Consider the following 12859-nt stretch of genomic DNA (forward strand, 5'->3'; position numbering starts at 1 on the left):
TGGGGGAGGAAGTGAAGCATGAAGGTAACGAGCTATTATCCGGTGATCATGACGGAGCGCGTCGAGGAGACGGCGGCCTTCTACGTGAAGCATTTCGGCTTCCAGGAGAATTTCACCAGTGATTGGTACGTCCATCTGCAGTCGGCTGAAGACAGCACTATTAATCTCGCCATTCTAAACGGGCAGCACGAGACGATTCCGCTGCGGGGACGCGGTAAGGTCGCAGGCTTATTGCTCAACTTCGAAGTAGACGATGTCGATGCCGTCCATGAGCGCTTGCGGGCGGCTGGCCTGCCGATCCTGCTTGCCATCCGCAACGAGGATTTCGGTCAACGTCATTTCATAACATCCGATCCGAACGGTGTTTTGATCGACATCATCGAGCCGATATCGCCGAGTGCTGAGTTTGCATCTCTCTATGCCGAGAATGCCTTGTCGCAGGATCGTTAAGGCGTTGGGTGCAATCGATAAAATCGAGCGATGCAACTCTATCTTTGATTAACTAGGTCGCTTCACCCAATATTTCGCTTTTCATGCGACAAAACCGGCAAAGGTAAGGTGACCCATGCAAGAGCTTCCGGTTTCGTCAAAAATCATCAAATCAGTCTATTTCCGCCCGGATGACGGGCGGCTTTATATCCGCTTCAGAAATGGCGAAGAACGTCAATTCACCGGCGTTCCGCAGAAGGCGGCGATCGCCATGGTGAAGGCGCCATCGCCCGGCCAGCACTATATCGAGCATATCCGCACCCAGTTCGAACGCGTCGCCTGAGACGCGAGCCGCCGGCTGATCGGCATTCTCGTCACGAAAGAGCTGACTCGTTGTTTCCGTCGCGAATTCCATCGGCGGAACGACCTTTATGTCTCGGCGCATTGATAAACGCTGAGTTGCGCTATCTATATCAATCATAACCATCTTTCAGGGAGGAAGAGGCGTGATTGATGAGAAGCAGCTTATTTCCAAGATCACTTGGAGGCTTATGCCCTTTCTGGGCATCCTCTATCTGATCGCCTATATCGATCGTCAGAATGTCAGTTACGCCAAGCTCGATATGGTCGGTGCGCTTGGCATGAGCGAATATGCCTATGGTCTTGGTGCGTCGCTGTTCTTTATCGGCTATTTCATCTTCGAGGTGCCGAGCAACCTGCTTCTCGACAGGTTCGGAGCCAGCAGGTGGTTTGCGCGCATTCTGATTTCTTGGGGAGCGGTCACGGTCGCGCTGGCCTATACGCAGAATGCGACCATGTTCTATATTCTCCGCTTCTTGCTAGGCGCCTGCGAGGCCGGATTCTTTCCAGGGGTGCTCTATCTGTTGACCCTTTGGTATCCATCTGCCTATCGCGGCAGGATGGTCGGGCTTTTCATGATTTTCAGCGCCTTTGCCAATGCGATCGGTGCGCCGCTCGGCGGCGTGCTGCTGGACTTGAATGGGCTTTATGGAATTGCGGGCTGGCAATGGGTTTTCCTGGTGACCGGTGTTCCCGCCATCCTTGCCGGCTTCATCACCCTGTTTTATCTGCCGGACCTGCCGTCTAAGGCGCCGTTCCTCGACGATACGGAAAAGAAATGGCTGAAGGACCGGCTCGCGGTGGAAAATTCGGATATGGAGCAGAACGCCGCTGATGGCTTCAAGGCACTGGTCAATCCACGCGTGCTGCTGATGGCGCTTTGCTATATCGGTTTTCCGCTCGCCGCCTATGGTCTCAGCTATTGGCTGCCGACCATTGTCAAGAATTTCGGCGTCAGCAATACGACGAACGGCTTCCTGAACATCATTCCATGGCTTCTCGTTGCAATCGCTCTCTATGCTGTGCCGGCGGCGGCGGACAAGACCGACTCCAAGACGCCTTATATCGTCATTCCCGCGTTGGTCGGTGCCGTAAGCCTGGTTCTATCAGCCATTATTCCCGACCATACGCTGCAGTTTGCTTTCCTCTCTATCGCAGCGGCCGGTATCTTCGCAGGCCAGCCGGTGTTCTGGAGCCTGCCGTCGCGCTTCCTGCAGGGAGCGGGTGCGGCCGCCGGCCTTGCTGCGATCAACTCCGTTGGTAATCTAGGCGGCTTCATCGCCCAGAATGTCGTGCCTTGGATCAAGGATTCCACGGGAAGTACGATCGCACCGATGTTCTTCCTCGCGGCCTGCCTGCTGGCAGCGGCACTTTTGGTTCTAGTGGTGGGGCGCATGGTACCGCGCACGCCACGAACAGGGGATCTCGGCAATCCGGGCGCAGCTCGCGTCAAATGATTGCGCTCACGCGAGCAAAAGCACTCTTCGACTGAAAGGGGCGGCCTGATGGCCGCCCCGATTTTTTCAGGTGATGCTGATACTAAGCTCACGCAAAGGCATACGAACCATCCGGGCGCTTCGGCACGCGCCGCTGCCAATGGATGTAGCCTTCCTCTTCCATGGCCTTTTCATCCATCTCGACACCCCAGCCGGGCCGGTCGGGCCGAAGCTCGAGATAGCCATCCTTCGGCAGATAGGGATCGACGACATAGCGGGTTTCGCCTTGCCGCTGCTCGACTTCGTTGCCACCATAGACATAGGCCTGGCCTTTCGGCAGCCTGTATTCGAGGATTTTGAAGTTCTGCGCGGCGGCCGAGAAATGCACATTGACGGCAGTCGCGAGCGGTCCCATCGGGTTGTGCGGAGCAACGCCGACGAAATGCGCCTCGGCGAGCGTCGCGATGCGCCGCATCTCGCTGATGCCGCCGACCACGCAGATATCCGGCTGGATGAGGTCGGCGCCCTTGACCTGCAGCAGGCGCAGGAACTCGTTGCGATTATAAAGGGATTCGCCGGTCGCGAGCACGCAATTGAGGCCTTGTTTCAGCTCGCCCCACATCTCGATGTTTTCGGGCCGCAGCGGCTCCTCGTAGAAAAGCGGATCGTAAGGAGCCAGCGCATTACCGAGCTGGCGAGCGGCGACCGGCTCGAAGATTTTCGCATGGGCGTCGAAGGCGATCTCATAGTCGTCGCGCACGGTCTCGCGCAGCGAACGGAAATAGTCGGCCGATGCCTTGACGACATTGCCCCAGCGATGGGCGTGCATGTCGATGCGCCATGGGCTGAGCTTGAAGGCGGTAAAGCCCCATTCAGCGTTCAACCGGTCGAGCTCGTCGCGGGCAGCCGGCGCATCCGGTGCGGTGTAGACGCCGGCATAGACCTTGATGCGATCGCGCACCGCGCCGCCGAGCAGCTTGTAGACCGGAACATTGAGCGCCTTTGCCGAGAGATCCCAGAGGCAATGATCGAGCGCGGAAATCGCCGAAAGCCCAAGCGCACCCGGCGGGAAGCGGCTCTGCTGGATCAGCAGGTTGACGAGATAGTCGACGCGGCTTGGATCCTGCCCGGCGAGGAAACCGTAGAGATAGTCGAGGATCGGCGGCAGTGCCAAATCCGGGCCGTGATTGTAGCACTCGCCCCAGCCCGTCAGTCCGTCATCCGTATCCAGCGCCACGATAACGCGCGGGCGATCCTTGTCGCGGGTCACGAATACCCGCATGCGGTCGATCTTCATCATTTCTTCCTTCTATCGATTGACATGAATGCGGCATGGGAGCTGCCGCAGGTGGGGAAATCGTTGCGCGCATCGCGGCGAAGCCTGGCTCGTGGAAAATGGGCGTTGCGGCGATATCGAGGGAAGGCATCACGCAGCGCTCCCGTTCTTCACGGTTTCGGGCTCGATATAGCGAAAGCGTCGCGAGCGATCCCGATCGCGAGGGTCGGGGCGCGGGATCGCAGAGATCAGCGCTTGCGTATAGGCATGTTCGGGTGCGTTGCAGACCTTGTCGGCATCGCCGACCTCGACAAGGCGCCCTTTGTACATGACGCCGACGCGGTCGCACATGTAGCGGATGACGCCGATATCATGACTGATGAAGATATAAGCGAGGCCAAGTTCGTCCTGCAGCCGCATAAGGAGATCGAGTACCTGCGAGCGGACGGAAACATCGAGAGCCGAGGTCGCCTCGTCGGCGACGATCACGCGGGGATTGAGTGTAATGGCGCGGGCAATGCCGATGCGCTGGCGCTGGCCGCCTGAGAAGGCATGCGGATAGCGCTCGCGCGCCCTCGGATCGAGACCGACTTGCTCCATCAGATGGCAGACGCGCTCGTCCAGCGCCCGGCCCCTGGCGATGCCGTTGACGAGCAATGGCTCACCGATGATCTGTGAGACGGTCATGCGCGGATTGAGCGAGCCGAATGGGTCCTGGAACACCATGCGCAGCTCGCGGCGCGCTGCCGCAAGGGCCGCCCCCTTCGCGCTTGCGAGATCGGTGACGTCGCCATCGGCGCGGCGATAGAGAATTTCGCCCGCACTCGGATCGATAAGGCGCATGATCGAGCGACCCATCGTGGTCTTGCCCGACCCGCTCTCCCCGACAATGCCGAGCGTTTCGCGCGGCAAAAGCGAGATCGAGACATCGTCGAGGGCACGGACCTCGCCAAAGGCCATCGAGACATTGCGCAATTCGAGGATCGGGGCTGCGGATCTGTCGAGCGGCGGTCGCGCCAGCCGGATTTCGGCTTTCCTTTCGAGCTTCAGCACCGAGCCGATCAGCATGCGCGTATAGTCATCCTTGGGCGCGTGGAAGATCTGCTCGACGGAGCCGTATTCCTTGACCACGCCATTGTGCATGACGAGCACGTCGTCAGCGATCTGGGCGACCACGCCCATGTCGTGAGTGATGAACAGCACCGCCATGCCGTTGGCCTTCTGCAGCCGGGCAATGAGATCGAGGATTTCGGCCTGCGTGGTCACGTCGAGCGCTGTCGTCGGCTCGTCGGCGATCAGAAGCTGCGGCCTGCAGGCAAGCGCCATGGCGATCATGGCGCGCTGGCGCATGCCGCCCGAATATTGAAAAGCGTAACGGTCGATCGCTTTTTCCGGAGAGGGGATTTCCACCTGCTTCAGAAGCGAGATCGCCTCGGCGCGTGCCTCGGCCTTGCTCATCTTCGTATGGAGGCGCAGCGCCTCCATGATCTGGTCGCCGACCGTGTGGACCGGCGAAAGCGATGCCATCGGCTCCTGAAAGATCATGGCGATATCGCGCCCGCGGATCGACCTGATCTGCCGCCCGCGCGGATTGAGCTTGACGAGATCGACCGATTTGCCGCTGGTGTCATTCAGGATGATAGAGCCGCCGGTGATGCGGCCGGGGGCATCGACGATCTGCAGGATGGAGCGGGCGGTCACCGATTTGCCCGAGCCGCTCTCGCCGACGACGCAGAGCGTCTTTCCCGGTTCGATGGCAAAGGAGAGATTGTCGACCGCGCGAAACGTGCCGGTTCGCAAGGGAAAGTCGACGGTGAGGTTCTTGACCTGCAGCAGAGGGTGAGCGGTGTTCATGGAAACGATATCGGTCATGCCCGCCTCATTTGTTGTAGGGATCGGCTGCGTCGCGCAGGCCATCACCGAGAAGATTGAGAGCCATGACGGCAATGACGACGGCGACGCCAGGCAGAAAGAGCCATGGTGCGGTTGCGATCGAGCGGATGTTCTGCGCCTCGCGCAGCAACACGCCCCAGGAAATGGTCGGCGGCTGCAGGCCGAGGCCCAGGAAGGAGAGGGATGTCTCGGCCAGGATCATCGCCGGTACTGCAAGCGTGATCGAGGCGATGATATGGCTGGCGAAGCTCGGCAGCATATGGCGGAAGATGATCCGTCCCTCGCTGGCGCCATCGAGCCTGGCCGCGGCGACGAATTCTTCCGTTCGTAGCGACAGGAAACGGCCGCGCACGACACGGGCAAGCTGCGCCCAGCCAGTCAGCGACAGGATGATGGTGATCATCATATATTGCAGCGCCGCCGGCCAGCCTTGCGGCAGGGCCGCCGCCATGGCGAGCCAGATTGGGATTGTCGGTAGCGACAGCACGAAGTCGATCAAGCGCTGGATGAAGAAGTCGAGCTTGCCGCCGTAATAGCCTGAAATTCCTCCAAGAACGATACCGAGTAGAAGCGAAAAGAACACGCCGACAAGGCCGATCGACAGCGAAATCTGGGCGCCCTGAACGGTACGGCTGAAAACGTCACGGCCGAGCCGATCTGCGCCGAACAGCAAAAGTGGCGTCGACTTGTCCGAGGATGCCAATAGATGGATGTCGCTCGTGAAGAGACCGAGCACGGAATACTCATAGCCGCGCCCGAACAGGCTGATGGAGACGCGCTTGGTCGTATCTTCCTTGAAGATCGGCGCAAGCGTCTCCGGATCGCGGGTAAGCTTCAGCGGATAGTAGTGCAGCCCGAAAGAAAAGCCGTTGTCCGTATCGAAGAAATGCACCCTTTGCGGCGGATGGAAGGTTGCGCGAGCATTCTGCTGATTGGGGTCATTGATTGCAAAGAATCCGGGCGCGATCGCAACGATATACATCAACACGGTAACGACGAGGGCGACCATGGCGAGCTTATGGCGGCGGAAGGCCCACCAGATCAGCTGCCATTGCGATGCCACCGCGTTGCGGTCAGGGCGCAGGTTTGTGACGGCGATATCGGCCATGGGCTGCTCCTATTCCAACCGGATGCGGGGATCGACGAGGGCAAGCAGAATGTCACTGATGAGTGACCCGATCAGCGTCAGCGCGCAGATCAAAAGCACGAAGGCACCGGCGAGATACATGTCCTGCGCCATCAGGGCCTGGAGAAGCAGTGGAGCCGCCGTCGGCAGGTTGAGGACGATCGCGACGACGACGGATCCGGAAATGAGATTGGGCAGCAGCCAGGCGATGGTCGAGATGAACGGATTGAGCGCGATGCGCAGCGGGTATTTCACCAGTAACCGAAACTCAGAGAGGCCTTTTGCCCGAGCCGTTGTCACATAGGGCTTCGGCAGCTCGTCGAGCATGTTCGCGCGCATGACGCGAATGAGGCTTGCGGTCGACGAAACGGCAAGAATGACGACTGGCAGCCACAGATGCGACAGGAGGTCCAGCATCTTGGCGATACTCCAGGGTGCCGTCTCGAATTCGGAGGAGAACAGACCGCCGACATCCTGGCCGAACTCGACGGCGGCGACATACATCAGCACGAGCGCCAGCAGGAAGGAGGGAATGGCAAGTCCGAGAAAGGTGAAGGCGGTAAAGAAATAATCGCCGATCGAGTATTTCTTGACAGCGGAATAGACGCCGATCGGCAGCGCGATTGCCCAGGTGGCGATCAGCGCGGCGAGCGCCAGAATGAGCGTCAGCGCCATGCGCTCCCAAATGAGGCCGGAGACAGGCTGCTGCCATTCGAAGGAGATGCCGAAATCGCCGCGCGAAAGGATGCCCCACATCCATTTCAAATATTGGATGAGCATCGGCTGATCGAGGCCGAAGCGTTCGCGCAGCTGTGCGGCCGTATTCTGGTCGACCACTTCATTCGAGGAGGCGAGCGTTGCGATATAGGTCGTCACGTAGTCGCCGGGAGGCAGCTGAATCAGCACAAAGGCAAGGAAGCTGATGGCGAAAAGGGATGGGATCATCCACAAAAGGCGTTTACCGATGAAGGCCAGCATGGCTGTTTCTCGCAGTAAGTGCTGCCACGGGGCAGCTCCGCATGAAGGATAGCGCCGCCCATGAAAGGCGGCGCTGATCGGTGTGATCAGCTAGTGAAGAAGAATTGCTGTGGCATGGCCGGTCCCGGATTGGGCCAGGACCAGCTGTCCGGCTGCTTTTCGGGAACATTGTGCAGATTATTGCGGATGATGCCGAAGCCGCCGACGGCAAGGCAAAGTCCAACGGTTTCAAACTCTTCGGCCGCGATGTCAAAAATCTCCTTCATGACGGCGCCGCGCTTATCGAGATCGGCTGTCGAGCGCGCTTCATCGAAGAGCTTCATGCGCTTCTTCTGGCTTTCCGGCGGCTCTTCGCCCTGTTTGCCGTTCGATGTGTACCAGACAGACCATGGAATGGCGTAGCGCGAGCCTTGCGGGTGGAAGGCGAAAAAGTCACGCGGATCAAGCATTGGGTCGAGACCGCCAGGTCCCGGCCAGACCTGGGCATCATGGGCGTTGTCGTCGCCACGGGTGTAGTAAAGCGCGCGCTCGATCGTGTTGACCTTCATGTCGACGCCGATCTGCGCCCAATGCGCCTTCACCAGTTCGAGAGCGTCGACCAGATCGGGATAGAGGGTCGGTATGACATCGATGGCGAAGAAGACTTTCTGACCGTCCGGTCTCAAACGGAAGCCGTTCGCATCCTTTTTGCCATAGCCGGCCTGGTCGAGCATGGCGCCGGCCTTGTCCGGATCGTAGTCGGTGAACTGGCGAGCATATTTCTCGTTGTACCAGGGATGCTCCGGCCGTGGTCCAGCCTGGTAGGGCTGGCTTTGGCCGAAATAGACGATGTCGATGATTTCCTGCCGGTTGATCCCGAGCGAGAGTGCCTGTCGGACCGATTTGTCGGCAAACATCTTGCGCATGGCCGGATCTTTATGAGTGATGTTGAAGTAGATCTGGCATTGCTGTGAGGTCGAAGGGACAAGGGTCAGAAGGCGGTAGTCGCCCTTCTTCATGTTCTGCGAGAGCGTCGGCTTGTTGGCGAGCACGCTAATGTGGCGCTCCTGAATATCGATCTTGCCGGAAATGACGTTCAGCATCAGTGATTCTACGTCCTGCGAGATGCCGAAATTGATCTCGTCGACATAGGGAAGCTGGTTGCCTGATGTATCGACCTGCCAGAAGTATGGGTTGCGGGTCATGACCACGCGGGTTGCGCCACCTGTATAGGGTTCCTTGACGACCCAGGGATCGAGCGTCGGCTTGTCCGGATTGCCCCAGCGCGAGGGAATTTCGATGTCGCCGCAGCGGGCGCGGAAGAGTTCGGGCCAATTGCTGACGCCGGCCTTCTTCGCATCTTCGGTGACGTTCGGATTGTATTTCGGCAGGAACTGGCTGCAATAGTGCTTCGGAAACAGCGTCGGATGCTGGCCAAGCGGAGTTGCCAGATTTTCCAGATAAAGCGCGTTCGGCGCGGCAAAGGTGAACTTCACCGTATAGTCGTCGATCTTCGTGACATCGACTGCCTTGCCGGCAACGGACAGCTGAGCCGGCGTCGCACTATAGAGATCGGTATTCTTGACGCAGTCCTCGATGGCGAAAACGATGTCATCTGCCGTGAACGGCTGGCCGTCGGACCAGCGGGCACCTTGAATAAGGTAGAAGGTGAATTGCGAGGCGTCGGCATTGACGTCCCAACGCTCGGCGAGGTTCGGCAGGACCTGAGTGAACTCAAGGTTCCAGCGCACCAGACTTTGATTGCCCACCATGCGCAGAATGCCGTTATGGTCAGACGAGCCTCGCAGACCACGTCGCAAGGTGCCGCCATAAGTGCCGACTTTTTCGTAAGGAGTGACCACCATCGGCTTTTTCGGCAGCCGGTCGGCCAGCGGCGGCAGCTTGCCATCCTTGACCAGCGCAGCCAGGGCGGGCGCCTCGCCACCTGCATCGGCGGCGTTGACCCGACCGGCCAGAGATAGGGCTGCCATTCCTGCCATGCCGCCGAGGACAGCACGTCTGCTCACGCCGCGGGACAATATTTCATCGCGCATCGAATCCCTCCCATTTTGACTTCGGCCGGGTTTTGCCTCGACCGATGCGACAGGCTCCCGCCCCGTCGCCATGCACCCCTCTGGCGCAGCGTCGAGACCATATTACGTTCTCAGATAATTACAAGAGTTGACAGATTTTTACAGATTTAGTAGCCCTGTCGCGCAGGAAATGCGCTATGGCTGTCGCTGGCCGGCATTCATGAAGGACGATGATGAAACTCTCTGTCGCCAACGATTCCGGTGTGGGCGCGACGCGCTTCGGCGATATCATCTACGAGAGGATTGTCGCCATGATCGCGGATGGAACCTTTCCGGTGAATGAGCGGCTGCCGGCGGAAGCCAAGCTCGCGGAAATGTTCGGCGCGTCGCGACCTGTTGTGCGCGACGCTCTGGAGCGGCTGCGCATGGATGGTTTGATCGTGTCGCGCAAGGGGTCGGGTTCCTATGTGAGGCAAAGGCCGGATTCCTCGGTCCTGAAAATGGTGCCTGTGGGATCGCTTGCCGATGTCCAACGCTTTTTCGAATTTCGCGCCGGGCTTGAGGCAGAGGCGGCCGAGCTTGCGGCGCGCAACTGGCAGACGGCCGATAAGGAACGGATCACACTGGTGCTTCAAAAGATCGAACAGTGTCTCGGCGAAGGCCGCCTTGGTGCTGAAGAGGATCAGGAACTGCACGACGCCATTGCGATCGCGACCGGCAATCAGTTCCATATCACCGTCCGCGAATTGTTCCGGCCGCACTTCGCCATCGGTCATTCCGTGACCCGCAGCCTCAGCCTCAAGCGGACGCCAGAGCAGATCCGCAGTGTTCAGGATGAGCATGCCGTCATCGTACAGGCGATTTTCGCGCGGCAGGAAACCGAGGCTCACGACGCCATGAAGCGACATATCTTGAATGCACGCGCCCGCATGTTCCAGGGCGTCTAGGGAATTGGATGAGGCGAAGGCGAGGTGATGTTTTCTTTACGTCTCCTCGTTTGCGTCTCGATGGATGATAAAGGGTAAGGGTAGGAAGATGAGCATTGAAACCATGCGGCAGGTGCTGACCGGCGTCTCCGGTGTTCCGGTCACGGCCTATGATGGAAGTGGCGAGGTGGAACTGCGCGTCACCGCTCAGGTCTATCAGCGGGTAGCGGCTGCCGGGATCCATAACATCGTTGCAGCGGGCAATACGGGCGAATTCTATGCGCTGACGCCGGGAGAAATCCGCCGCGTCCACGAAGCTGCGATCAAGGGTGTCGAAGGCAAGGCGCCGGTGACGGCGGCGATCGGCCGTTCATTGCGCGAGGCGATCCAGATGGCGAAGGATGCTGCCTCGATCGGCGCCTCCGCCGTCATGTCCCATCAACCGGTGGATCCGTTCGCCGCACCCGGCTCGCAGATCGACTATTTTCGCGATCTGGCGGAAGCTTCGCCGCTCCCGCTCGTTGCCTATGTCCGTGCCGAAGGGTTCAGCGTCGATGACATGGTTCGACTGGCCGGCCACGGCAATATAGCCGGCATCAAGTTTGCGACGACGGATCTGATGCTGCTTTCAAGGGCGATCGCAGCTTCCGATCCGAATGGCGCACTATTCGTCTGCGGCCTTGCTGAAAGCTGGGCCCCCACATTCGCCGCCGCCGGCGCAAGAGGCTTCACGTCGGGCCTCGTCAATGTTGCTCCGAAGCTGTCGCTTGCTGTGCATGCAGCTTTGGAGAAGGGTGATTTCGCCGCTGCCCGCGCCATCGTCAACAAGCTCGAGCCCTTCGAACGCATGCGCACCAAGTTCCGCAACGGAACAAACGTTACCGTCGTCAAGGAGGCCGTCACCTATTCCGGCCTGAAGGTCGGCCCCGTTCGCGTTCCAGGCGTGCCGCAGCTCGATGTAAAGGACCGCGAGGAGCTGTTTGCCTTGTTGCGCAATTGGCAGGAAGCGGGCGAACTTGCCACCGGCTGATGCCTCCAGCGGTGGCGATCTCTTCATGAACCGAACTCGACGTTCTAAATACGTCGCTACCAGACAGTCCGAACGCATTCGAAGCAGCCTGCTTCGTACATGTACGACATGGTATCTCGTCATATATGTCAGCGGTTTGGCGAATGGCGCTGTGTGAAATGATACTGGCCGACCGTCAGCTTTTGCTGGAGTCGGCCGTTCGTTGGAGCGGACCAAACCTTCGAGCCCGGTCTCTACTTTGCCTCGTTCGATCCAGGCAGGTTTTCGACGGCGGTCAGGATCTTGTAGACCGACGAAACGCGCGCAGGGATCGGAAAATTCCTGTTCGCCAGCAGGACGATGCCGACCTGCCGCGCGGGCATGAAGGCTGCATAGGCGCCGAAGCCGTTCGTCGAACCCGTCTTGTTCAGAAGGACATCCTTGCGCGGCTGCTGCGGTGGATCGAGGCGGGTGATCTTATGCGGCTCACGTGCCATGTCGGACGAATTGCCGGCAAGCAGCCGGGCAAGCGTCGTCGGATAGGCGTAGATCTCCCAACCGAGGGCTTGCGTCGTGTTGTCGACCCTATAATAGCCGACATGCGTCGCATCGATCGCCTGCTGAAGTCTGCCGTCGAGCTTTGCCTCGCCGATATTGGCTTCGAGAAAGGCAAGCATGTCGGAGCTCGTAGTCTTGATGCCGTAGGCCTGCGTGTCGAAAACGCCGCCATTGACGCGGATCGGCTTGCCCTGCTTCGAATAGCCGTAGGCATAGTTGCCCATCTCCGCCTGTGGAACGCGGACATAGGTGTGGTTGAGGTTGAGACCGGAAAGAATTTTGTCCTGCATCAGCGTGTCGAACGGCTCGCCCATCGCCTGCGCCGCTAGGTAACCGAACAGGCCGATGCTGGGATTGGAATATTGCCTATAGGTGCCGGGCGCGAAGGAAGGATGCCAGTTGCGATAATAAGCAACCATCTTGTCCTGATCCGTCACGCCGTTGGGAAACTGCAGAGGCAGACCGCCGGCCGAATATGTGGCGAGATCGAGGAGGCTGATCTTGTCGAAACTGGTACCCGCAAGTTCCGACATATATTTTGTCGCCTTGTCGGAGAAGGAGAGCTTTCCGCTGATCTGGGCGTAGGAGCCAAGGACGGCCGTAAAGGTCTTGCTGATGGAGCCGAGCTCGAAGATCGTGTCGTTCGTCACCTTCTGGCCGCTCTCCTTCGAGGCGACGCCATAGTTGAAGATGTAGCGCTTGCCCTTGACGGTAATCGCGATCGCCATGCCCGGCACGTCGTTATCCTTCATGAGCGGACGAATGATCTCGTTGACAGCTCGCTCGAGCTGCTCGCGATCATTGACTTCGGCGGCGTGGGCGCCGATCCCATAGAAAAGGCAGACGGCGACCATAC

General features: G+C 59.3%; 11 protein-coding genes. 5 read left to right on the forward strand and 6 right to left on the reverse strand.

The genetic code is table 11. The annotated features are described in order from the left end of the window. Positions 1-18 precede the first annotated feature (18 nt). The 3 genes from AC13RM_RS15390 to AC13RM_RS15400 all read left to right on the forward strand — a co-directional run bounded on the left by AC13RM_RS15390 (position 19) and on the right by AC13RM_RS15400 (position 2246). Positions 19-450, forward strand: coding sequence for a VOC family protein (locus tag AC13RM_RS15390; protein ID WP_374818331.1), 432 nt, complete (start codon positions 19-21; stop codon positions 448-450). Between the two features lie 115 nt (positions 451-565). Beyond that, complete coding sequence (locus tag AC13RM_RS15395) at positions 566-772, forward strand: KTSC domain-containing protein (RefSeq protein ID WP_113231097.1); 207 nt, start codon at positions 566-568, stop codon at positions 770-772. Positions 773-935: 163 nt separating this feature from the next. Beyond that, positions 936-2246 (forward strand): MFS transporter, encoded by a 1311-nt coding sequence (locus AC13RM_RS15400; RefSeq protein WP_374818328.1) that lies wholly within the window; start codon positions 936-938, stop codon positions 2244-2246. Positions 2247-2334: 88 nt separating this feature from the next. On the opposite strand, the gene AC13RM_RS15405 is transcribed toward AC13RM_RS15400, so the two are convergent. From AC13RM_RS15405 to AC13RM_RS15425, 5 genes are all read right to left on the reverse strand, one after another. Beyond that, positions 2335-3522, reverse strand: coding sequence for a galactarate dehydratase (locus AC13RM_RS15405; RefSeq protein WP_440477636.1), 1188 nt, complete (start codon positions 3520-3522; stop codon positions 2335-2337). 129 nt (positions 3523-3651) lie between these two features. Further along, positions 3652-5373: an ABC transporter ATP-binding protein gene (locus AC13RM_RS15410; RefSeq protein WP_440477630.1), complete on the reverse strand. Its 1722-nt coding sequence runs from the start codon at positions 5371-5373 to the stop codon at positions 3652-3654. Positions 5374-5380: 7 nt separating this feature from the next. Continuing rightward, positions 5381-6502, reverse strand: a complete 1122-nt coding sequence (locus AC13RM_RS15415; RefSeq protein ID WP_374818321.1) for an ABC transporter permease — start codon at positions 6500-6502, stop codon at positions 5381-5383. 9 nt (positions 6503-6511) lie between these two features. After that, positions 6512-7498, reverse strand: a complete 987-nt coding sequence (locus AC13RM_RS15420) for an ABC transporter permease (RefSeq protein WP_113231102.1) — start codon at positions 7496-7498, stop codon at positions 6512-6514. Positions 7499-7584: 86 nt separating this feature from the next. Continuing rightward, positions 7585-9531 carry an ABC transporter substrate-binding protein gene (locus AC13RM_RS15425; protein WP_374818318.1) on the reverse strand — a complete coding sequence of 649 codons (1947 nt, stop codon included), beginning with the start codon at positions 9529-9531 and terminating at the stop codon, positions 7585-7587. A gap of 212 nt (positions 9532-9743) precedes the next feature. Here AC13RM_RS15425 and AC13RM_RS15430 point away from each other — a divergent pair, with 212 nt between their 5' ends. Both AC13RM_RS15430 and AC13RM_RS15435 read left to right on the forward strand, forming a co-directional pair. Continuing rightward, on the forward strand, positions 9744-10457 hold the full coding sequence (locus tag AC13RM_RS15430; protein WP_374818393.1) for a FadR/GntR family transcriptional regulator: 714 nt from the start codon (positions 9744-9746) through the stop codon (positions 10455-10457). A gap of 88 nt (positions 10458-10545) precedes the next feature. Further along, positions 10546-11466 (forward strand): dihydrodipicolinate synthase family protein, encoded by a 921-nt coding sequence (locus tag AC13RM_RS15435; RefSeq protein ID WP_113231104.1) that lies wholly within the window; start codon positions 10546-10548, stop codon positions 11464-11466. A 233-nt stretch (positions 11467-11699) separates the two neighbouring features. Here the strand turns inward: AC13RM_RS15435 and ampC are convergent, their stop codons facing one another. Further along, positions 11700-12857, reverse strand: a complete 1158-nt coding sequence (gene ampC, locus AC13RM_RS15440; protein ID WP_374818391.1) for a class C beta-lactamase — start codon at positions 12855-12857, stop codon at positions 11700-11702. Positions 12858-12859 lie beyond the last annotated feature (2 nt).

The sequence above is a fragment of the Martinezella sp. CNPSo 3732 genome (assembly GCF_057784515.1).

Bases quoted from the DNA above. Each gene is read 5' to 3' on its own strand.
- AC13RM_RS15390 (WP_374818331.1), top strand. From the start codon at position 19: ATGAAGGTAACGAGCTATTATCCGGTGATCATGACGGAGCGCGTCGAG.
- AC13RM_RS15395 (WP_113231097.1), top strand. From the start codon at position 566: ATGCAAGAGCTTCCGGTTTCGTCAAAAATCATCAAATCAGTCTATTTC.
- AC13RM_RS15405 (WP_440477636.1), bottom strand. From the start codon at position 3,522: ATGAAGATCGACCGCATGCGGGTATTCGTGACCCGCGACAAGGATCGC.
- AC13RM_RS15410 (WP_440477630.1), bottom strand. From the start codon at position 5,373: ATGACCGATATCGTTTCCATGAACACCGCTCACCCTCTGCTGCAGGTC.
- AC13RM_RS15415 (WP_374818321.1), bottom strand. From the start codon at position 6,502: ATGGCCGATATCGCCGTCACAAACCTGCGCCCTGACCGCAACGCGGTG.
- AC13RM_RS15420 (WP_113231102.1), bottom strand. From the start codon at position 7,498: ATGCTGGCCTTCATCGGTAAACGCCTTTTGTGGATGATCCCATCCCTT.
- AC13RM_RS15425 (WP_374818318.1), bottom strand. From the start codon at position 9,531: ATGCGCGATGAAATATTGTCCCGCGGCGTGAGCAGACGTGCTGTCCTC.
- AC13RM_RS15430 (WP_374818393.1), top strand. From the start codon at position 9,744: ATGAAACTCTCTGTCGCCAACGATTCCGGTGTGGGCGCGACGCGCTTC.
- AC13RM_RS15435 (WP_113231104.1), top strand. From the start codon at position 10,546: ATGAGCATTGAAACCATGCGGCAGGTGCTGACCGGCGTCTCCGGTGTT.
- ampC (WP_374818391.1), bottom strand. From the start codon at position 12,857: ATGGTCGCCGTCTGCCTTTTCTATGGGATCGGCGCCCACGCCGCCGAA.